The organism is Roseixanthobacter psychrophilus (genome assembly GCF_043195195.1).
In the GTDB taxonomy this organism is placed as follows: Bacteria; Pseudomonadota; Alphaproteobacteria; order Rhizobiales; family Xanthobacteraceae; genus NCEH01.
Genome location: NZ_JBAFWT010000006.1, coordinates 93,410 through 114,691 on the forward strand (window position 1 = coordinate 93,410; position 21,282 = coordinate 114,691).

General features: G+C 65.3%; 18 protein-coding genes. 10 read left to right on the plus strand and 8 right to left on the minus strand.

Going from position 1 to position 21,282, the window contains the following annotated elements; genetic code table 11:
- The first annotated feature begins 87 nt into the window (after positions 1-87).
- Positions 88-1,218: an alginate O-acetyltransferase AlgX-related protein gene (locus V5F77_RS08485; RefSeq protein WP_429004911.1), complete on the plus strand. Its 1,131-nt coding sequence runs from the start codon at positions 88-90 to the stop codon at positions 1,216-1,218.
- 50 nt (positions 1,219-1,268) lie between these two features.
- Here the strand turns inward: V5F77_RS08485 and erpA are convergent, their stop codons facing one another.
- Positions 1,269-1,643, minus strand: a complete 375-nt coding sequence (gene erpA / locus V5F77_RS08490; protein ID WP_429004912.1) for an iron-sulfur cluster insertion protein ErpA — start codon at positions 1,641-1,643, stop codon at positions 1,269-1,271.
- Positions 1,644-1,723: 80 nt separating this feature from the next.
- Here erpA and V5F77_RS08495 point away from each other — a divergent pair, with 80 nt between their 5' ends.
- The 3 genes from V5F77_RS08495 to V5F77_RS08505 all read left to right on the plus strand — a co-directional run bounded on the left by V5F77_RS08495 (position 1,724) and on the right by V5F77_RS08505 (position 6,366).
- The gene (locus V5F77_RS08495; RefSeq protein WP_429004913.1) at positions 1,724-2,926 is read left to right on the plus strand and encodes a deoxyguanosinetriphosphate triphosphohydrolase; all 1,203 of its coding nucleotides are present in this window, start codon (positions 1,724-1,726) and stop codon (positions 2,924-2,926) included.
- A 33-nt stretch (positions 2,927-2,959) separates the two neighbouring features.
- Positions 2,960-4,732: an arginine--tRNA ligase gene (gene argS / locus V5F77_RS08500; RefSeq protein ID WP_429004914.1), complete on the plus strand. Its 1,773-nt coding sequence runs from the start codon at positions 2,960-2,962 to the stop codon at positions 4,730-4,732.
- A gap of 86 nt (positions 4,733-4,818) precedes the next feature.
- Complete coding sequence (locus V5F77_RS08505) at positions 4,819-6,366, plus strand: SPOR domain-containing protein (protein ID WP_429004915.1); 1,548 nt, start codon at positions 4,819-4,821, stop codon at positions 6,364-6,366.
- Between the two features lie 70 nt (positions 6,367-6,436).
- Here the strand turns inward: V5F77_RS08505 and V5F77_RS08510 are convergent, their stop codons facing one another.
- The gene (locus V5F77_RS08510) at positions 6,437-7,342 is read right to left on the minus strand and encodes an ATP-binding protein (protein WP_429004916.1); all 906 of its coding nucleotides are present in this window, start codon (positions 7,340-7,342) and stop codon (positions 6,437-6,439) included.
- Positions 7,343-7,725: 383 nt separating this feature from the next.
- Here V5F77_RS08510 and V5F77_RS08515 point away from each other — a divergent pair, with 383 nt between their 5' ends.
- Positions 7,726-8,340, plus strand: a complete 615-nt coding sequence (locus tag V5F77_RS08515) for a hypothetical protein (RefSeq protein ID WP_429004917.1) — start codon at positions 7,726-7,728, stop codon at positions 8,338-8,340.
- An 11-nt stretch (positions 8,341-8,351) separates the two neighbouring features.
- Here V5F77_RS08515 and V5F77_RS08520 read toward each other — a convergent pair whose 3' ends face one another.
- Positions 8,352-9,188, minus strand: a complete 837-nt coding sequence (locus tag V5F77_RS08520; protein ID WP_429004918.1) for a sulfite exporter TauE/SafE family protein — start codon at positions 9,186-9,188, stop codon at positions 8,352-8,354.
- Positions 9,189-9,281: 93 nt separating this feature from the next.
- Positions 9,282-10,274, minus strand: coding sequence for a tRNA dihydrouridine(20/20a) synthase DusA (dusA, locus tag V5F77_RS08525; RefSeq protein ID WP_429004919.1), 993 nt, complete (start codon positions 10,272-10,274; stop codon positions 9,282-9,284).
- Positions 10,275-10,481: 207 nt separating this feature from the next.
- Between dusA and V5F77_RS08530 the strand changes: the two genes are divergently transcribed.
- Positions 10,482-10,733 (plus strand): hypothetical protein, encoded by a 252-nt coding sequence (locus V5F77_RS08530; protein WP_429004920.1) that lies wholly within the window; start codon positions 10,482-10,484, stop codon positions 10,731-10,733.
- On the opposite strand, the gene paaG is transcribed toward V5F77_RS08530, so the two are convergent.
- Positions 10,714-11,526 carry a 2-(1,2-epoxy-1,2-dihydrophenyl)acetyl-CoA isomerase PaaG gene (paaG, locus tag V5F77_RS08535; RefSeq protein ID WP_429004921.1) on the minus strand — a complete coding sequence of 271 codons (813 nt, stop codon included), beginning with the start codon at positions 11,524-11,526 and terminating at the stop codon, positions 10,714-10,716. The genes V5F77_RS08530 and paaG overlap by 20 nt on opposite strands.
- A gap of 281 nt (positions 11,527-11,807) precedes the next feature.
- Here paaG and V5F77_RS08540 point away from each other — a divergent pair, with 281 nt between their 5' ends.
- Entirely contained in the window at positions 11,808-13,889 is a 2,082-nt protein-coding gene (locus V5F77_RS08540) for an FAD-dependent oxidoreductase (protein WP_429004922.1), read from the plus strand.
- A gap of 73 nt (positions 13,890-13,962) precedes the next feature.
- On the opposite strand, the gene V5F77_RS08545 is transcribed toward V5F77_RS08540, so the two are convergent.
- Positions 13,963-15,159: an acetyl-CoA acetyltransferase gene (locus V5F77_RS08545; protein WP_429004923.1), complete on the minus strand. Its 1,197-nt coding sequence runs from the start codon at positions 15,157-15,159 to the stop codon at positions 13,963-13,965.
- 14 nt (positions 15,160-15,173) lie between these two features.
- Positions 15,174-16,628 (minus strand): 3-oxoacyl-[acyl-carrier-protein] synthase III C-terminal domain-containing protein, encoded by a 1,455-nt coding sequence (locus V5F77_RS08550; RefSeq protein ID WP_429004924.1) that lies wholly within the window; start codon positions 16,626-16,628, stop codon positions 15,174-15,176.
- A 190-nt stretch (positions 16,629-16,818) separates the two neighbouring features.
- On the opposite strand from V5F77_RS08550, the gene V5F77_RS08555 reads away from it, so the two are divergent.
- Positions 16,819-18,045 carry an NAD(P)/FAD-dependent oxidoreductase gene (locus V5F77_RS08555; RefSeq protein WP_429004925.1) on the plus strand — a complete coding sequence of 409 codons (1,227 nt, stop codon included), beginning with the start codon at positions 16,819-16,821 and terminating at the stop codon, positions 18,043-18,045.
- Between the two features lie 11 nt (positions 18,046-18,056).
- Here the strand turns inward: V5F77_RS08555 and V5F77_RS08560 are convergent, their stop codons facing one another.
- Complete coding sequence (locus V5F77_RS08560) at positions 18,057-18,686, minus strand: TetR/AcrR family transcriptional regulator (protein WP_429004926.1); 630 nt, start codon at positions 18,684-18,686, stop codon at positions 18,057-18,059.
- Positions 18,687-18,930: 244 nt separating this feature from the next.
- Between V5F77_RS08560 and V5F77_RS08565 the strand changes: the two genes are divergently transcribed.
- Together V5F77_RS08565 and V5F77_RS08570 are read left to right on the plus strand one after the other, a co-directional pair.
- Positions 18,931-20,253: a phenylacetate--CoA ligase family protein gene (locus V5F77_RS08565; RefSeq protein ID WP_429004927.1), complete on the plus strand. Its 1,323-nt coding sequence runs from the start codon at positions 18,931-18,933 to the stop codon at positions 20,251-20,253.
- 92 nt (positions 20,254-20,345) lie between these two features.
- The gene (locus V5F77_RS08570; RefSeq protein ID WP_429004928.1) at positions 20,346-21,233 is read left to right on the plus strand and encodes an alpha/beta hydrolase; all 888 of its coding nucleotides are present in this window, start codon (positions 20,346-20,348) and stop codon (positions 21,231-21,233) included.
- The last annotated feature ends 49 nt before the right edge of the window (positions 21,234-21,282 follow it).

The window sequence follows — 21,282 nt, forward strand, 5'->3', positions numbered from 1 at the left end:
CAGGTGTGAGCACAAGTGAAGCAAGATTATTTGCATTGGACTCTCAACCGCAGTCGGCATTTTGCTCAGCTAACGTGAGGCACTGGCTTGCTCGTCTCGTATCGCCGCTACTTAGGAATCCTGGTTGTAGGTATCCTGGTAGCACTCTTGTTGAGCAATGTAATACCCGATCCGCTCGGCCGCGGCATCTGGCGCGGCGGCGCGAAGCACGATGCCGATTGGTTCGGCCGCATGCACGGCCAGCTCCAGAGCGCTGGGCTTTATCTTCAGGACAATTTCGGCTTCCGCGCCTCCATGCCTGTTGTCCGGCGCGAGATCCGGAATGCGTTGGATTCCCCGGATACGAAGAACGTCTATTTCGGACGGAACGGCCAAATGTTCTGGTCCGGGCAAAGAGCTCCGGAACAGTCGGCGGGGCAATTGATGCGCACTGAGGCGGTGAATCGCTTCGTGGCCCTCATGGAAAGCCTCAGGTCCCACCTCGGCCCACACGGCGTGAAGATCGTCGTGGCCCTACCTCCCAATGCTCAGTCTGTGGACACGGACGACCTGCCAAAATGGCAGGATAGCGTGCCCGGCCGCACGACCGAGTACACCGTCATGCTCGCCGAACTGCAGAAGGCGGGGATCGCGACGGTGGATCTGCGTAAGGTTTTGAAAGCCTCGCCGGAGCCACGCCGCTATCTGGCCAATGACACGCACTGGAACAATCTCAGTTCGGTCCTGGCTTTTAACGCCACGCTCGTGGCCGCCGGACATCCCGACTGGCAGGTCGACGTGAATAAGGTGATCGGCCCGCTGAAGCCGATGTCTGTTGGCGATCTCGCGCGCACGCTACGTCTCACGCCCCCCCTGCCAGATCTCAACCAGGAGCTGCGTCTTCCGGCGGGAATCAAGAAGGAACCGGACCCGGCCCTGAGGCTCAAGCATGAGGCGCGGGGCTTCAACGGCTACGTAATTCACTTCCGCAAGGAGGGGCCGCGTGTCCTTGTCATCGGCGATTCCTACACCGTGGATACATGGCCGGCGCTGTTTGGATATACCCCGGTGTCAGCGGCAGGGTGGATGCATTTCAGCCGCACCACGTTTGGCGCGTGCGATTTCGACTATGCCGACATCTATAATTTCAAGCCAGATCTCGTGATCATCGCCCGCACCGAACGCATGTTCGCATGCCAGGACAATGATTGGCCTCAGCATTTGCCCCCGCCGCAGTGAACCGGCGGGAGCCTGAGCTGGGAAGGGGAGGTGCCTACCGGATCGGAGCTTCACAAGGAGAAGCTGGTGCCGCAACCGCAAGAGGCTGTGGCCTGGGGATTGTCGATCTTGAAGGCTGACCCGATAAGATCCTCGACGAAATCCAGCCGCGACCCGACGAGATAATCCAGCGAGACCTTGTCCACCAGGATAGTCGCGCCCTCCCGCTCGATCACAAGATCCTCGCTGTCGCGATTCTGCGTTACATCGAAGCGATACTGAAATCCGGAACAGCCCCCGCCTTCGACGCTCACCCGCAGCGCGCTCTCGGGCGCCTCGGCGGAGAGAATTTGGGCGACGCGGCGCGCGGCGCTCTCTGTCACCACGAACGGGCCGGAGGAGGGGACGATGGAAGATGCGGTCTGCGGTGTCACGGCGCTGGACATGGCGGCCTTCGACTGTTGATCACGGTTCAACATGATAGTTAAGTGCGGCCGCGCTTAAATTAAAGGGCACAGGGGTGGTAATGGCGGTTTTGGGATCGACGCCGCGCGTATCCTACGCCAGCGACCCCCTGCATTCGCGGGGTCGGCTTCATGCCGAACCGGAAGGCAGTCGTAACGTGTTCCGCCGCGATTGTGATCGCGTCATCCATTCCACGGCCTTCCGCCGCCTCAAGCACAAGACCCAGGTCTTCGTGTTTCATGAAGGTGATCATTTCCGCACCCGCCTGACCCATACGCTCGAGGTGGTGCAGGTGGCCCGCTCCATCGCCCGCGCCCTCGGCTTGGATGAGGACCTGGCCGAGGTTCTGGGTCTTGCCCATGATCTCGGACACCCCCCGTTCGCCCACGCAGGCGAGCGGGCGCTCGACGCCTGCCTGCGCACCCACGGCGGGTTCGATCACAATGCCCAATCCCTTCGCGTCGTCACGCGCCTGGAGCGTCGCTACGCAGCTTTCGACGGACTCAATCTGACCTGGGAAACCCTGGAGGGGATCGTCAAGCACAATGGTCCCATGACCAGCCGGTCGGGCAGGGGGATCGGCCGCTATGCGGCCGGGGTGCCCCACGCGATCAGAGTCCATTCTGCCGCGCAGGATCTGGAATTGTGGAGCCATGCGGGGCCGGAGGCACAGGTGGCGGCACTTGCGGACGACATCGCCTATGACGTCCACGACATCGATGACGGCCTGCGCGCGGGCCTGTTTGAACTGCAGGATCTCGCGGGGCTGCCATTGGTCGGCGATGCTCTCGCCGAGGTGCGCACCATGTGGCCTGAGCTCGACCAAAACCGCACCGCCTATGAGATGATGCGCCGGATCATCACTCGCCTCATTGAGGATGTCGTAAGCGAGACCGCGAAGCGCGCCCAGGCGGCGGGCGTGTCGGGTGTCGAAGAGGTCCGCGCGCTTGGCCGCCCGCTCGTCGGATTTTCCGCCGAAGTCGAGGCGGCGGAGGCGGCGATCAAGAATTTCCTGTTTCCACGCATGTATCATCATCCCCGCGTGGATCGCATTATGGAGGATGCGGCGCAGGTGGTGCGCGATCTGTTTGCACATTTCCTGAGCGCGCCGAAGGATATGCCCGCCGATTGGCGGGACGACATCGACCTCTCCGATACCCCCCGCTTGATCCGCCGCGTCGCCGACTATATCGCCGGCATGACCGACCGTTACGCGCTCGACCAACATGCGCGCTATTTTGACACGACGCCGGATTTGCGTTAGGCGCCGCGTGCCCTCACCACATTGGATTGTCCCATGAACGTCTACGCGATCTTCGCCGATCACGTGCGAGAAGCCGTCGCCGAACTTGCCCGTCTGGGCCAGTTGGGAGAAGGCCGCACGCCCGAGGGTCTCGACCTGGGGCGCATTGTGGTGGAGCCGCCGCGCGACCCGACCCATGGCCATCTCGCCACCAATGCGGCCATGGTGCTGGCCAAGGATGCGGGCATGAAGCCGCGGGATCTGGCCGAGCGCATTGCGGCGCGGCTGGCCAATGTTCCCCGGGTGGCGAAGGTGGATGTAGCGGGGCCAGGCTTCATCAATCTGACGCTGGATTCTGGCTTTTGGCCGGTCGTGCTCGCCGCAATCCTGCGGTCAAGCGGCAATTACGGCCGCTCAACCCTGGGCGACGGCGCGGCAGTCAATGTGGAATATGTCTCTGCCAATCCCACCGGCCCCATGCATGTGGGCCATTGTCGGGGCGCGGTGTTTGGCGACGCCATGGCGAGCCTGCTGGCCTTCGCCGGCTACAAGGTGACCCGGGAATATTACATCAACGATGCGGGCGCCCAGGTGGACGTCCTCGGCCGCTCGGTCTTCCTGCGCTATCGCGAGGCGGTCACCGGGCAGACGGCGGAAATTCCCGACGGCCTCTATCCCGGCGATTATCTCGTGCCGGTCGGCCGCGAACTCGCGCAGATGCACGGTGCCGCCTTCATCGAGGCTCCGGAAAGCGAGTGGCTTCCGGTGTTCCGCAGCTTCGCCATCGGCGCCATGATGGTCATGATCCGTGCCGATCTCGCGGCGCTCGGCATCGAATTCGACGTGTTCTTCTCGGAGCGCTCGCTGACAGTAGGCGCCGATCGCGTCGGCCTCATGATCGAGCAATTGCGACGCTCGGGTGAGGTCTACGAGGGCCGCTTGCCGCCGCCAAAGGGTGCGCCGATCGAGGATTGGGAGGATCGCGAGCAAAGCCTGTTCCGCTCCACAGCCTTCGGCGACGATGTCGACCGCCCGTTGGTCAAGTCGGACGGCAGCTACACTTATTTTGCCGGCGATATCGCATATCACAAGGACAAATTCGATCGCGGCTTCAACCGCATGATCGACGTGTGGGGGGCGGATCACGGTGGCTACGTCAAGCGGATGCAGGCGGCTGTGAAGGCCGTGACCGGCGGCCAAGCCTCGCTCGACGTTGAACTGTGCCAGTTGGTTCGGCTCTATCGCAACGGGGAACCGGTGCGCATGTCGAAGCGCGCGGGATCCTTCGTGACGCTACGCGACGTCGTGGACGAGGTGGGCCGCGATGCCGTGCGCTTCATGATGCTGTTTCGCAAGAACGACGCACCGCTCGACTTCGACCTTGCCAAAGTGATCGAGCAGTCACGGGAAAATCCCGTGTTCTACGTTCAATATGCGCATGCTCGCGCCCACTCGATCCTGCGCAAAGCCAAAGAACAATTTGCATCCATGCCCGAAACGGCAGAAGTTTATGCCCACGCGCCGCTGGAGCGGCTGGACGATCCGGGTGAGTTGGGGCTTCTTGCGCGTCTCGCTGGTTGGCCGCGGCTGATCGAACAGGCAGCAATCGCCCGCGAACCTCACCGTATCGCCTTCTATTTACACGATTTGGCCAGCGATTTTCACGGGCAGTGGAATCGAGGAAATGAATTGCCACATTTACGCTTCATTATGGAGAATGATCGAGAATTGACCTTAGCACGTCTAGGACTGGTCCATGGCGTGGCTGCGGTGCTCGCCTCGGGCTTGTCCGTACTTGGGGTCGAGGCCGTTCAAGAATTGAAGTGACCGCGTCGTCCGTTCCGACCCGTGTGCCGTATGGTTGGGTTTGGGGGGTGCGGAGTTCCGGTCCTACCAAACATGATTGAGGCCACATGGGCGACGAAAGCAGCTTCCGCTACCGGCGCGATGACGAACATGACAGTCACGCGCCGTCGCCAGCCGCGAACTCAGCTCCCGGCCGCGGGCGCAAAGAGGATGCGCTGGCTGAACTGGCGCGCCTGATCGGCGAACAGGATCCGTTCGCCGACTTCGCAGACATGGGGCAGGAGCAGCCTGCAGCCGCGCCGACGCCCCGCGCCCGGCCCACCCGTACCGAAGCCACGGCGCCCCCTCAGTTCGCCGCGCCGCCAGTTGAGCGCCGGTTCGATGATTGGCAGCCCGGGCGTCGCGGCAGTCGCGAAAACGTTCCTCCAGAACCGACTGGTCGCGCAGTGCCTGGGGACGAGGCGCTCACCCGTGCCAGGCCGCAAGATACCCAGTCGAGCTGGGATGCGCTCGAGCAAGAGGTCGCGGCCGAGCAGAGCCGCAGTTCAGTGCGGCTGGGATACGGCTCGCTATCGCGTCGCGCCGAAACCCGCCAGCCTTTGGACGAATATGATTCCCGCCCTGCCGCCCCGGTGCGGCAGAGTGCGCCTGAGCCATCCGCCCGGCATCCTGAAGATGAGGACGACCCGGAGGCCGGCTATGCCTATGGCGGAGAAGCGCAGGGTGACGGCTACGAGGATTATGACGACACCTACGACCCGGCCTATGGCGAGGAAGGCTATATGCCCCCTCATGCCGAGGAAGTTTATGAAACCGAACCGCGCCAACGCAAAGCACGGACAGCTTTGGTCATCGTCGCCGCAGTGCTCTGTGTCGGCGTCGCGTCGGCCGCAGGCCTATTCGCCTACCGCATGGTGAACAGCGGCAGCGGAGCCTCATCGAACGGCGAACCGCCGCCGGTCATCAAGGCAGATAGCGCCCCGACCAAAGTGGCTGGCCCCGCTCCCAGCACCCCCTCAGCCGATGGGCAGAAGCTGATCTACGACCGCGTTGGAAGCGCTCCCGGCACGGAACGCGTGGTGCCGCGCGAAGAGCAGCCCATGGACGTTAATGCTGCAGCCGCAGCAGCTGCAGCGGGGGCACCGCCCGCGGCCGCGCCTTCCACCGAGCCGAAGCGCGTGAAGACGCTTGCGGTGCGCGCCGATGGCAGCGTGGTGGAGAATGGCGCACCCATTTCCGCGCCGACTGTTGCACAGGCCGGGGTGGCGCCCACGGCCTATGCGCCGATGCAGAATCCGATCCCGACAGGAGCGCCGGCCCCGAAAGCTGTGACCACCACGCCAGCCACCGCTCAGCCGGCCGCAGCACCAGCCACAGCATCGGCCGCTCCCGTGGCGGTCGCCAATGGCTCTTATGTGGTGCAGGTGTCGTCACAGAAGTCCGAGAGTGATGCCCTGGGCTCCTGGAAGGTTCTGCAGGGGCGCTATCCCCAGTTGCTCGGCAGCTATAAGGCGACGGTGCGCCGGGCCGATCTTGGTGAGAAGGGTATTTATTATCGCGCTCAGGTCGGGCCGTTCTCGACCCGCGACGAAGCCAACACTCTCTGCAACGCGCTTCAGGCCCAAGGTGGTACCTGCATCGTCACCCGCAACTGAGCATCGGCTTTCACCTCAAAACAAAAAGGCCGGCCCCTCAGGGTCGGCCTTTTTCGTCCGAAGTTCCTCTTCAAGCCGTGGGCGCCGCGAGCGGTACGCCAAGCCGGCCCGCGAGATCCTGCACGAACTGCCAGGCCGTTCGGCCCGAGCGCGAGCCGCGCGTCGTCGCCCATTCAAGCGCGAGCGGCCGCCACTGATCCTCCCCCATCGGGATGGCATGGTGAGCCACATAGGAGGCGACCATCTCGAGATATTCGTCCTGGCTGCATTTGTGGAAACCGAGCCACAATCCGAACCGGTCGGAAAGCGAGACCTTCTCTTCCACCGCCTCTCCGGGATTGATTGCCGTCGATCTCTCGTTCTCCATCATGTCGCGCGGCAGAAGATGCCGGCGATTGGAAGTCGCGTAGAAGATCACATTCTCCGGACGCCCCTCGATGCCACCTTCCAACACCGCCTTGAGCGATTTGTAAGTGGTGTCGTCGCCGTCGAAGGATAGGTCATCGCAGAACACGATGAAACGGTGATGGGAATTCCGCACCAAGGACATCAGGACAGGCAGTGTCTCTATGTCTTCGCGGTGAATTTCCACAAGCTTCAGTCTGCGGCCGGTGGTGTCTTGCGCGAGAACGGTGCGGTTGATGTGGGCGTGGGACGCTTTCACAAGCGAACTCTTGCCCATGCCGCGCGCGCCCCAAAGCAGCGCATTGTTGGCCGGCAGCGCGCGCGCAAAGCGTTCGGTATTGTCCACAAGTTGGTCGCGCACCCGGTCAATGCCCTGGAGCAATTCCATCTCCACCCGATTGACCCGCTTCACCGGCTCGAAACGGTTCGGCTGGGTATGCCAGACAAATGCGTCGGCGGTCTCGAAATCCGGCGTGAGCACAGATGGCGGAGCCAGCCGTTCCAGTGCGTCAGCGATGCGGAGAAGCAGGGCCTGTGTGGCGTCGGCGGTGATGTCTTTAGGTGGCGTCATCTTGGTCTCCCTGAGGCCGGGGATAAACGCGGGGCCGTCGCGCGGCAAGCGTGCGAAGCGACCGTCCGCGCCGGGAGACATGCGGCGCATGCATGGAGCCACGTTGAGCATATTGCGCTGCGGCAAGATTTCTTTAACCTGCCTCTGACCTACTGGGGATGGGCTGGGGTTTGTGAGGTGAGATGGAAACTGGACGTCCTCGGACGTTTCAGACCGCTCGCATCGACGGAGAGGACATGCCGCAAATCCGTTTGCCCCGTGCCCATTTGCCCCTGCCGCCACATGTTTGGGGACCTCTAGCCCACTCTGCCTGGGCTTGGTTGGGGCGTCCTGTTGCGCCTCTGTGTGTTCCGATACTGCTCGTTGCCGTCGGCGGCGCGCCCGTGGCCGCGCAAGAAGTATCGGGCCACGTTTCGCGCACCGCCAACGCCGACGGGTCATCCTCCGTGACCGCCACTGGCGCGTTGAATTCATGGAGCCTTGCCGAGTTCGGTGTCGATCTCTCGTTACCCGCGGCACAGATTACCACCGTGCAGCCGCGCTCCAATCTGCCTTGGACGTCGAGCGATACGTCGGGTGCCGTGGCCTGGGCCAAGGTGGCCATGCCCGGAGTGTCCAACCTGCTGTTCTGGGACAAGGGGACAGTAAACGTCCGGCTGGATCCCGTTCAAGATCAGAGCCAGCTCGGAACCAGCTTTTCCCGCGAATGGTCTCTCGGAGGCCAGCTGAGCGCGGAACTCAGCGACGCCTACGCGGTGACAGTCGCCCCGACCGGAAGTGAGGGGTGGACCAGCGATAAATCGGTGAGCCTCAACCTGCGGGAAACCGGCACGCGCCTCAGCCTGGGCACTTCGGTGGCCAGCGATCGTCACAGCTGGCTTCCCTCGCTCAGCGCTCAGCAAAACCTGATCGGCCCGCTGGTGGTGACTACCACGGTCGCCGACACCGGAAGTGAGATCAACCGCAGCATCACCGCCGGTTTTCGCAGCACTTGGTAAGGCTGGCCGATCTATCCGACAACGATGGCGATGAGAAACCGCAACGCCATGATGAGGAGAAACAGGCCGAAGCCAATCTCAAGATTCCGGCGCGACAGACGGTGAGCTAGCCGCGCGCCGAAGGGCGCCACAAGGGCGCTCACCGGCGCCATGCAGGCAAACCCCAGCAGCGACACATAGCCGAGTGACAGCGGCGGTAGCTCCGCCGAATGCGACCAGCCTGCGATGGCATAACCGACGATGCCGGGCAGAGGGATCAGCATGCCGATTCCTGCGGACGTGGCGACGGCCGCGTGGATCGGGACGCCGTAGAGTCCGAGAATGATACTGGAAATGCCGCCACCGCTGATACCGATCAGCGACGCGGCGAGCCCGATGGCGAAACCATAGCCCCAGAGGGCCGCGCGGCCAGGCAGTTGTGTTCCAAGACGCCAGTCGGCACGGCCGAACAACGCTTTGATGGCCATCAATGTGGCGATCACCACGAATGCCGCTTGCAGGATCCAACCGTCGAGAAAGGCCGCGATGGCGCTGCCGACGATGATGCCGGCGATCGCCGGCAGGCTCCAGGCCTTCAGCACGCCCTCCATCACCGCCCCGCGCGCCTTATGGGCGCGGTAGGATAAGATCGAGGTCGGCACGATGATCGCAAGCGAGGTGCCGACGCACAACTGCATGCGCACATCCTCGGCAACCCCGATGATACGGAACACCTCATAGAGTACAGGCACGATCACCGCACCGCCGCCGACCCCTAGCAAGCCTGCAAGAAGCCCGGTGACGACCCCACCGGCCACAAGCGCTAGCGACAGATAGGCGAGTTCGCTCCAGGAAATGGAGGAAAGCATGAAAACGGCCTCAAGAGAGATGGACGCGCGAAGCGTTCAAGCGGGGCGGACGGGCGCGCAACCTGCGCCCGAACCGACAGTCCTGTCCAGACGTCAGGCGGCGGCGCGGCGGGGTGCGCGGCGCACATCGTCAAGGGCGGCGCGCAAGACCTCGAGCCCCGCGCCGGGCGCTATTCCGTCGGTGGAGAGTCGGCGGCGGAACGTGCGGGCGCCGGGCTTGCCCGTGAACAGGCCGAGCATGTGGCGGGTAATGTCGTGCAGGCGCCCGCCGGATTCCAGATGGGCCGCGATATAGGGCTCGAAAGATTCCACGGCCTCAAATGCGCTGGAATAGGGCGCCGCGACGCCATGGAACGTCGGATCCACGCCAAGCAGGAGTTCGGGATTCTGATAGGCTGCTCGCCCGAACATCACGCCATCCAGTCCGACCGTCTCCTCCTGCGCCTGCTCCAGAGAGGCAAGACCTCCGTTCAGGGCCACCGGGACATGTGGCACGCGGGCCTTCAGACGACGCACCCGATCATAATCGAGTGGGGGAATATCGCGGTTCTCACGCGGCGATAGGCCTTGGAGCCAAGCCTTGCGCGCATGAACGATGAGCCCATCCACTCCGGCGGCGATGACGGCATCAGCCAGTGCGTCCAATGCGATCTCGGGATCCTGGTCGTCGACGCCGATCCGGCATTTGACGGTCACGGGGGTGGCTACCACGCCTTTTATTGCAGCCACGCAGCGGGCCACCAACTCGGGCTCGCGCATCAAGCAGGCGCCGAAATTACCGCCCTGAACCCGGTCCGAGGGACAGCCGACGTTCAGGTTGATTTCATCATAGCCGAATTCGGCACAAATCAGTGCCGCCTGAGCCAGCTGCGCGGGATCGCTGCCGCCCAGTTGGACCGCAACCGGATGCTCGATTGGCGAAAATCCAAGTAGCCGGGTGCGATCTCCATGGATCACCGCTGACGCCGTGACCATTTCGGTATAGAGCCGGGCGCGGGCTGAAAGGGTGCGGTGAAACGACCGGCAATGCCGATCCGTCCAATCCATCATCGGCGCCACAGAAAATATAAACATTTGATATTTCATGATTTTTTGTAACTTCAGCACATTACGTCGGGTCGTGTTCGCTCAATTTTACGCCACGATACGCCCCGTTTCTCGTTTTTTTCGACATGTCAGCGCATACGGATTGGCCACCTTCACTAAACTAAAATCCGGTTCCTGGAGAGCCCAGAACCATCGGAAGGGGCAGTAGGTCAACGAGACGTTCCTGCGCCGTAGGGATGCGGAGGAATGGCGCTCGACATGGAGCACCGCATCGACCGCCAGGAGCACACCGTCACGCGCAAGTCTCGTGACGCGCAGCTCTTCCGCGATCTCGTAGCGCTCCACCGTCAGGACATGGAAGAAGTAGGTATCAGGATCGGTCGCTCCAAGGACTTCTGTCTCATCTCGCTGACGCGAACGGGCCGAGGGGTGGCAAGACCTGTTCGCCTGCATCGCGGGTTTCTGCAAGCTGAGGCAGTTATGCGAGTCGCCCGGTGAAGGTGGTGGGGCGCTTTTCCATGAAGGCCCTGACTCCTTCGCGATAGTCCGCCGTGCGGCCAGCCTCCCGTTGCAGGTTCCGCTCAAGGTCCAGCTGTGCATCAAGGGTATTGCCCGCGGAGGCATTGAAGGCGGCTTTGATGAGAGCGAGACCTTGCGTGGGCTGGGTCGCGAGATGGGCAGCCAGGGCACGCGCCTGATCCATCAGCGTCGCGTCGTCGACCGCCTTCCAGATGAGGCCCCAGCTTTCGGCCGTCTCCGCGCTCACCGGTTCGCCGAGCATCGCCAGGGCCCGTGCGCGGGCATCGCCGATAAGGCGTGGCAGGAAGAAGGTGCCGCCCGAGTCCGGAATGAGGCCGATGCGGACAAAGGCCTGAATGAATCTGGACGAGCGAGCCGCCAGAACGATGTCACACGCCAAGGCGATATTAGCGCCGGCGCCCGCAGCGACGCCGTTCACTGCGCAGATGACAGGCTTTCGCAGGGCGCGGATGCGCCGAACCAGGGGATTGTAAAAGGCCTCGATCGAGGCTCCAAGGTCGAGCGGACCCGTCGCGGTCGCGCGGGCGCTTAAGTCCTGGCCGGCACAGAAGCCGCGACCTGCGCCGGTCAGAAGGACGGCGCGGCAGGCGTCATCCGCCGCCTCATCAAGGGCGGCGGCCAGAGCGCGGTGCAGATCCTCGTTGAAGGCGTTGAGGCGATCGGGCCGGTTAAGGGTCAACTCGTGCCAGCCGTCGTGTCGCGTGACGAGAAGCGAAGCCTCGGCGCATGCTGCTTCCACCAACGGTGCCATGACGAATCCTCTCCTGGGCGGTCCATGCGGAACCCCCTTGAATTAATAGATTGAACAGTTAGTCTTTAAATTAGAACTGCGCTTGTCAACCGCGATAAGGCAGGCGCGCGGGGTCTGCGCCGCGGCGAGGAGCGCCTCCGGCCGCCTGACACTCACCCCGCTTGATCCCGCTCCGCGGATCGGCGCCGAAGCTCCGGTGCCATATGTCGCCGTCACTGCAGGGGGGGCGGGGAGGCAACGGTCCGCCCTCATCGAACACCCTCATCGAAAAGGTCTGAACCATGGACGCCGTCAGCTCCCCGGTCATTGTCACGCGGCACGGTGCCGTTGCGGTGATCGGCATCGACCACTCGCCGGTGAACGCACTTTCGCAGGCGGTGCGGCAGGGCCTCATGGAGGCCGTGCGCGCGCTCGACGCAGATCCCGGCGTGGCGGCTCTGGTGATTAGCGGCGGCCCGGCGCGCTTCATCGCCGGTGCCGACATCCGCGAGATGAGCCAGCCGCCAAGCGCGCCCTTCCTGCCGGACGTGGTGGCGGCCATCGACGCCTGCGGCAAGCCCGTGGTGGCAGCGATCGCCGGGGCGGCGCTGGGTGGCGGCTGCGAGATCGCCCTGGCCTGCGACCTGCGGCTAGGTGGCCCGAATGCGCTCGTCGGCCTCACCGAGACGCGCCTCGGCATCATCCCCGGCGCGGGCGGCACGCAGCGTCTGCCGCGCCTCATTGGAACGACGCAAGCCATCGCCCTCATCTGCGAAGGGCGCGTGCTGAAGGCGCGGGAGGCCCTCGAAGTAGGCCTCCTCGACGCTGTGGCGGAGGGCGACCTGCTCGCCGCCGCCGTCGACCGCGCGCCGCAGGTGGAAAAGCGCCGCCTGTCCGCTCATCCGGTGCCGCCGAGTGACATCGCTGCGGAGGAGGCAGCGGCCGCCCACGCCCTGAAGGGGGCGAAGGGGAGCCCTGCCATCGTCGAGGCCATCCGGGTCGTCCGCGCCGCGCGGGAGGGGGAGTTCGCCGCCGGCCTTGCCCAGGAGCGCTCGGCCTTCCTCGCCCTGCGCGAGAGCGCCGAGGCGAAGGCGCTGCGCCACCTCTTTCTCGCCGAGCGCGCGGCGCTCAAGGTGCCGGGGCTCGAAGGGGCCGTGGCACGGCCGATTTCCACCGCGGCGGTGATTGGGGCAGGCACCATGGGGGCAGGCATCGCCGTCGCCCTGGCCGATGCCGGCCTGCCGGTGACACTCGTGGAGCGGGACGGGGACGCGGCGCGGGCCGGTCTCGACCGGGCGCAGGGCCTCTATGCGCGGCAGGTGAAGGCCGGTCGGCTGACGCAGGCGCAGATGGCCGAGAGGCTCGCGCGCATCACCCCGGCCGCCGACTGGGATCCGATCGCCGCGGCCGACCTCGTTGTCGAGGCGGCATTCGAGGATCTCGGGGTGAAGATGGACATCTTCCGCCGTCTCGATGCGGTGGCGAAGCCGGGGGCTGTACTCGCCACCAACACCTCCTATCTCGACCTTGACGCCATCGCCGCCGCCACCAGACGGCCGCAGGACGTGGTGGGCCTGCACTTCTTCGCCCCCGCAAACGTCATGAAACTCCTGGAGGTGGTGCGGGCCACTAAGACCGCGCCGGAGGTGCTCGCCACAGTGCTGGCCTTGGCCAAACGGATGGGCAAGCAGCCGGTGGTGGCGGGCAATTGCGACGGCTTTATCGGCAATCGCATCTATGCGGTCTACCGCCGCCACGCCGAATATCTGGTGGAGGACGGAGCCTCTCCCGAGGCGGTGGATGCGGCGCTGGAGACCTACGGCTTCGCCATGGGCATCTTCGCGGTCTCGGATATGTCCGGCCTCGACATCGCCTTTGCCATGCGCCAGCGCCGGGCCGCCACGCGCGATCCGGGGGAGCGCTACGTCTCGATCCCGGACCGGCTGTGCGACATGGGCCGGCTCGGCCGCAAGACGGGCTCCGGCTGGTACGCCTACGATGCGGCGGGCCTAAAATCCGCCGATCCCGCGGTCGCCGAGGTGATCGCGGCAGCGCGGGCGAAAGCGGGCATCGTGCCGCGTGCGTTCGCCCCGGCGGACATCCAGCGCCGGCTTCTCGCGGTGATGGCGAACGAGGGGGCGAAGGCCCTTGCAGAGGGCATCGCCCTGAGGGCCTCCGACATCGATCTGGCCTTCGTCAATGGGTACGGTTTCCCGCGGCTCAAGGGCGGCCCCATGTGGGCCGCCGACCGCTTGGGCCTTGCCGGCGTCCTCGCCGAAATGGAGGCGGCGCACGTGGCCGGCGGCACCGGCTCCGAGCCCGCGGAGCTGCTTGTGGAGCTTGCGAAATCCGGCCGCAGCTTCGCCGATTGGCAGAGCGCATGATCCGGTAAAAAGAAAAGCCCCCACCGGCGGTTCGCACCGCCGGTGGGGGAGTCAACGGGCCGCCACGGTCGGGTCAGGCGGCGCCGATAACGGTGATGGAGCACACATTCTGGGCCGGCGCGCCGCCCAGATTGTGGGTAAGGGCGAGGCTTGGCGCCCCGAGTTGGCGCTCTCCCGCCTGGCCGGTGAGCTGAAGCCAGCACTCGTAGAGCATCCGAAGACCGGAGGCGCCTACCGGGTGACCGAAGCACTTCAGCCCGCCGTCCACCTGGCAGGGCATCTCGCCGTCGGCGTCGAAGGCACCGTCGAGCATGCGCTTCCAGGCGGTGCCCTCGTCGCTCAGCCCAATATCCTCCAGCGTCACGATTTCGGTAATAGAGAAGCAGTCGTGCAACTCCACGAAGCTGAGCTGCGACCGCGGATCGGTGATGCCAGCCTCGGCATAAGCCCGCCGGGCGGCGATGCGCGCCGTGTGCACGTAGGCGCCGTTCCAGTCGCTCTGCTGCATCTCCCAGCCGTTGGAGGTCACCAGCTGGATTGCCTTCACCAGCACGGGCGCAGCCTGTCCGAGGCTGCGGGCGATCTCCGGTGTCGTCACGATGGCGCAGGCCGCTCCGTCGGAAACCGGGCAGCAATCGAACAGGCCGAGCGGATCGGCCACCATGGGCGCATTCAGAGCCTGCTCGATGGTGATGGCCTTGCGCAGGTGGGCGTTCTTGTTCTTCACCGCGTTGAAGTGGCTCTTCATCGAGGTGTGCGCCATGGCGCGTTTCAGGTCCGCGCGGGAAACGCCGTGGTGGGCACCGTAGGCGCGCGCGAGCTGGGAGAAGTTGCCCGGATTGGTGTGGGTGGGCAGATACATGGGCGCGAATGTGCCGCGCGAGGCCGGCGGCAGGCCGGCGAAGCCGGTATCCTTCAGCTTCTCGACGCCCACGGCCAGCGCGACGTCCACAGCGCCTGAGGCGACCGCATAGACCGCGCCGCGGAAAGCCTCGGTGCCGCCGGCGCAGAAATTCTCCACGCGGGTGACGCCGATGGCGGGCAGACGCAGCGCCTGCGCCATGGGCGTTCCGGCTTTTCCGGCACCAATGTCGTCATAGTGGGAGGAATACCACGCCGCCTCGATCATGCCTGGATCGATGCCGGCGCCGCCCAGCGCCTCCAGATAGGCCTCGGCCATCAGCTCTTCCTGGCCGACGTCCCAGCGCTCGCCGAACCGCGAGCAGCCCATGGAGAGAATTGCGACCCTGTCCTTGATACCCGCGGCCATAGTGCGACGCCTTTCTATTGCTCGGCAACAGCCGGCAGCCCGTCCGCAGCCACCGCTTTCCAGAAGTAGCGGCGATACCCGGTGCGCTCATCCAGGTCTTTGATGCGGAAGACGAAATGCACCCGGTCCCCGGACGCGAGACGTGCGGCGTCCGGGTCGGTGAAATCCATCATCAGGCGTCCGCCGCCGGCGATGTCGACGAGGCCGTAGCAGTTGGGCGGATTGCGCGAGAAGGCGAGGCGGTCGGCGGTGGAGGTGGCCACCGTTCCACCGAGGTCGGCCAGCGGCCAGGGCGCCTGCGCCTGCGCGTGGAAGCCGGCCTCCGCGGCCGCGAGGCGCGAGGCGGGGAACTGGACCTGCCCCGTCTCCGGGCTGCGCCCGCCCACGAAGCCCAGCAGAGCCTCGGCGTTGCGGTAGGCAGTTGTCAGCGCCTCGTTCACCGGCAGCCGGCCGCGCAGGCCGCGTTCCCAGGCCAGCAGACCGCGGAAGATCGGCAGCTTGAGATAGCTGGTCTCGGGGATGCCACCCTCAAGCGCCGTAGCGACACCGGGGTCGAAGCCGGCGAGGGCGTCGGTCGCCTCCAGGATCAATGCGGTGGCGCCCTGGCCGAACTGTGCCACCAGCACCCGCTCGCCGGGCCTCATCTGCTCCATGGCGCGGGCTAGCATCACCAGCGCATGGGCTGAGCCGGTGTCACCGCATTCAACATCGAGATTCTCTGCGAGCCGCACTTTCGCCAGGCCCGCGGCCTGGGCGACGGCCTTCGCGCAGCCCGGAATGACGCTCGGCAGCACGAAGTGATGGATGTCCTGGGTGCCGAGCCCGGCCTTGGCGAGGGCGTCGGCTATGGCGCGTGGCACGAGGGAGAGGAAGCCCTGCTCGCGCACCCACCGCTCCTCCCAGTCCGTGGCCAGCGCCCGGTCGGCGGCGCGATAGCGTTCGATGAAGGGAGCCGTGAGGCTGGCGCCTCCGCGATAGGCCAGGAGCGCCGGCCCGCCGCGGACGAGCACCGCCGCCGCGCCATCGCCGAAGCGCGCTTCGGCGACACTGCCGGCCGGGCTCACCGGAGTGTCCGCGGCCACCACGAGGGTCGGCCCGTTTCCTTCCAGCGCCATGTGCAGGGCGATGAGTCCGCAGCGCAGCGTGCCCCCGCTGTCCTGTGCGATGCTCTCCGCCGGAAGACGCAGGGCGGCGTGAACGAGGCTCGCATTCTGCGGTTCGGCGAAGACCGGGGTGGTCGTGGTGAAATTCAGGGTTCGGATTTCGCCGTGCGCCGCATCCGGCAGGTGCGCCAGGCAGGCCCGCGCGGCGGCCACACCCATTGTGATGCTGTCCTCGTCCCAGAAGGCGAGAGTGCGTGCTCCGCGCACATCGGACCGGGGCGAGAGCCAGTCCATGGCGGCGGCCATACTTGCCCGTGAGAGGCGCAGCCGCGGCAAGTGGATTCCGATGGATGTGATGCCCGTCACCGTCGCGTCCTCGACCGTTTATTATTGACTACGGCTGCCTACCGGGCGGGCGGATCCCGCCGGATCCGGATGTGCGCGGCCGGGGTGGCTCCGTCGCCGGCGGAGTGGTTCGAAGAACCCGATTGCAACCCACAAATCGGCAATATAATAGTCAGAACGATTGGTCAACTATTATAGCGGTTTTGAAAGCATGGGCCAGGAGCACATTGTCGTCGTCGGTGCCGGACAGGCTGCCGCATCCCTGATCGTGCGCCTTCGACAAGGTGGATATTCGGGGAAGCTGACCGTATTCGGCGAGGAGCCGCACCTTCCCTACCAGCGGCCGCCATTGTCCAAGGCCTATCTAAAACGAGAATGGTCGATTGATCGGCTTTATCTGCGTCAGGCGTCCTTCTGGTCCGACCTCGGCGTGGATGTGGTCACCGACGTTCCCGTCACCGCCATTGATCCGGTCGAACATACGCTGACGGCGGGCGGAGCGAGGGTCACCTGGACCAGACTCGCCCTCACCACGGGCACACGCCCGCGCCCGCTGCCGGCGGATTTCTCGGGCCTCACGGGCGTGCACGAGTTGCGCAGCCTTGCCGACGCCGACCGACTGCGCGAGGACATCCGCCCCGGCCAGCGCCTGCTGGTCCTGGGCGGCGGCTATGTGGGGCTGGAAACCGCTGCGGTGGCGGTGAAAGCGGGCCTGAGCGTGGTGGTGGTGGAGCGCGCCGCGCGCATCCTTGAACGCGTCGCATGCGAAGACACCTCGTCCATCATCCGCGACCTGCACGCAAGGCATGGGGTCCGTATCCTCGAAGGACGCTCCGTGGCCAGGGTCCTCGTCGAGAACGGGGCCATCGCGGCAGTGGAACTCGATGACGGCGAGCGCATTCCGGTGGACCTCGCCATCGTCGGCATCGGCGTGCTGGCGCGGGACGAACTGGCGCGGGCGGCGGGCATCGCTTGCGACAACGGCATCGTGGTGGACACCTTCGGTCGCACCTTCACACCGGACGTGTGGGCCGCCGGCGATTGCGCCTGCTTCCCCCTCCACGGCGTGCCAACCCGCCTCGAAAGCGTGCAGAATGCTGTGGACCAGGCGGAATGCGTAGCCGACGATATGCTGGGCCGGTCACGCCCCTACGCTCCCGTGCCGTGGTTCTGGTCGGACCAGTATGATGTGAAGCTCCAGATCGTCGGCCTCAACCGCGGCTATGACGCGGTGGTGCGCCGCCGGTCGGATCGCGGCGAGTCGCTCTGGTACTTCCGCCAGGGGTGGCTCATCGCGGTGGATGCGATCAACGATGCCCGCACCTACATGGCCGCCAAGCGGATGCTGGAGGGCGGGCAGGAAATCTCGCTAGCGGAGGTCTCGGCGGCGGATTTCGATCCGGTCGCCCGAATGCGCCAGACGGCTCCGTGCGCGTAACGTCCGGCGGGTCAATCCTTGGCCGGGGCGGTCCGCGGCCGATGCTCGCCCACATGGGCGAAACCATTGACGAACAGATCCACGGTCCGATCCGCCAGATCGCTCGGGGACACGAGCCCGTCGGAGTGGTACCAAGTGTAGGTCCAGTTGATCATGCCGAAAAACAACATGGTATCAACGTGGGCCATGGCGAAGTCCTTGGCGAGGTCCGGCCGCAGTTGCAGCAGGATGTCCCGCACGTAGGCGATCAGCTCCCGCTGCTTGGCGATGAGCACCTTCCGGGTTTCCGGCACCAGGAATTCCGCGCAGGTCAAAAGTACCACATGCCGATCGCGCGAGACGGAATAGACGTCCAGGAACAGGCGGGTCAGCTGGCGAAAGCGCTCTTCGGGGTCCTGGAAGCCATAGAGCGTGTGCCGGCACTTCATGAGCAGCGAGTCCACATGCGATGTCAGCATGTCGGAGAGGATCGTCTCCTTGGAATTGAAGTAGTGATAGAGCCTCGATTTGGAGCACTCGCAGGCATCGGCAATGTCGCCGATCGAAGTCGCGGCATAGCCCCGGCGCGCGAAAACCGATGCCGCCCTGTCGAGTATGGTATCGTGAATGGTGTCATATTCGGCTGAGCGTGTTCGCGCCACGGCACTATACCTGTACGAATGTTCCGATCATTCGGTCTATAGGCGCATAGTCTGTGATTGCCAAGGCCGGGACACCGGCCGGGGGCGTTCCTCACTTTTATATGGACGCGTGGAGAGCCGCGTGGGTTGATACAGATCAAAATCGGCGTTTACATAGACCATTCGTTCGGTCTATTAATTGGAACGTAAATGAGGTGGCCGTCAGAGCTGCCCATGAGTCAACGGTCGGATGGGGAGGACACAGATGCAGCACCCCGAGGTGGAGTCGCTTGATCGCGACGGCATTCGGAAGATCCAGAGGGAAGGGCTCGCCCGGTTGGGCGCGCGGCTCGGTCAGTGCGAGGTGTGGAAGGCCCACTTCGCCGACGCCGGCATGCGGCCGGAAGACCTCGCGTCCGCCGACGGGCTGGAGAGTGCTCCCTTCATGGACAAGTCGCTGCTGCGCGACCATTACCCCTTTCCGTTTCTCACCGTGCCGCTGGAAAGCGTGGAACGCTTCGTCGCCACCTCCGGCACCACCGGCCTGCCGGTGACATTCGGCATGACGAAGAACGACCTGCACCAGTTGCTGCCGTACCAGATGGCGCGCCTGTTGACGGCCGCGGGCGTTCGCGGCGGCTATCGTGCCTACCAAGGCTATGGCTACGGTCTGTGGATCGGCGGCCCGGCGCTGGACGCCGGCTTTTCCGCCGTGGGCTGCACGAACTTTCCCATCGGCCCCGGCCGTGGCGAACTCGCCGCGCGCTGGCTGCGCGATCACCGCTACGATGTGGCGTCCATGTCGCCCCTGTGGCTGATGACGCTGGTGCAGGCGGCCAAGAGCCAGGGCATCGATCCGCGCACCGAATGGGCGCTGAAGGTGGCGATCCTCGGCGGCCAGTCGGTGTCGGCGGAATTCCGCGCCCAGCTTGAGGCCGAGATGCCGGAGGGCTTCATGAGCCACAACATCTACGGCACCACCGAGGCGGGCGGCCCGATCCTCGCGATCTCCACGCCCTACACCCACGCCGACGATGAGCTGCAACTGCTGAACGAGGATAGCGTAATCGTCGAGATCCTCGACCCAAAGACCTTGAAGCCCGTCTCGGAAGGCGAGGTGGGCGAGATCGTCATCACCACCATCTGCAAGGAAGCCTCCCCGGTGGTCCGCTGGCGCACCCGGGACCTCGTGCGTCTGTCCCCCCGCCCCTATGATTGCCCGTCGGGCCGCCGTGGCATGCGCAAGATCGGCCGCATCATCGGGCGCACCGACGACATGATTAAGTTCAAGGGCGTGATCGTCTTCCCGTCGCAGATCGAGGACGTGATCGCGAGCATCAAGGGGCTCGCGAAGGAGGTCTGGCAGATCTACATCGACAAGGATGCCACCACCATCGGCAAGATGACCGTCGCCGTGGAGGCGACCCGCGCCGATCAACGTCCGGAAGATCAGGCCGCCAATGATGTGCGGCGGGAGATCAAGGCGCGCCTCGGCATCAACGTGAACGTCGAATGCCATCCCGAAGGCACCCTGCCACGGTACGAGGCGAAGGCGACGCGGGTTTTGCATCGCTCGGAAGCGCACTGACGATCTTGGTCCGGACCGAGCGGAGGAGGGCCGGAGACTATCCGGCCCTCCTCCGTCACCGTGCTTGACGCGTCCCCACGAGTGACCCTGCCATGAGCGATCCTGATCCCTACGAGCGCGTGCGCACGCGCATCACCTCGGCCACCACCGCCTGGGCGGGCGGCATGACCCTGCCCGAAATCCGCGAGAGCTTTGAAAGCTTTCTGGGCGACGGCGCAGGTGCGCCGGAGGTCCTGCGCACTGCGCTGCGGGTCGCAGGGCTGCCGGCATGCGCTTTCGACCCGCCGGGTGCCGCGCCCGGCCGTACACTACTCTACTGCCACGGCGGCGGCTTCCAGATCGGCTCCATCCGCTCCCACGGCGGCCTCATGGCGCGGCTGGCGCAGGCGAGCGGGGCGAGGGTGCTGGGGTTCGACTACCGCCTCGCCCCGGAGCACCGCTTCCCCGCCGCCGGAGACGATGCCTTCACCGTCTATGCGGAACTGGTGGGGGCGGGCGAGGTCCCCCTCGCCATTGTCGGGGATTCCGCTGGCGGCGCCCTCGTGCTCGTCACGGCGATCCGGGCGCGCAATGCGGGGCTGGCCCTGCCCAGGGCGCTCATCCTGCTCTCACCCTGGCTGGACCTGACCATGAGCGGGGAGAGCTACACCGCGCTTGCGGGTTGCGACATCTTCTCCAGGCCCGCGCAACTTCGAACCATGGCGCGCACCTATCTGGGGCGGGACATTCTGCCCTCGGACCCTGCCGCCTCCCCGGTGCTGGGCGACCTCGCCGGCCTGCCCGCCATTCTCGTCCATGCGGGGGGCCACGACATCACCCTCGACGACACCCGTCTGCTGGCGCGCAACGTGGCGGCGCAGGGCGGCCGCTGCGAGGCGGAGGTGTTCGAGGGGATGCCCCACCACTTCCAGGTATTCGAGGAGTTGCAGGAAGCGGCGGAATCGCTAGGACGCATCGGCACCTTTATCCGCGCTCTCTGAGGTCTGCGACGTCACATCTGCCAACCTTCCTCATTCGAGGGAGGCCGGC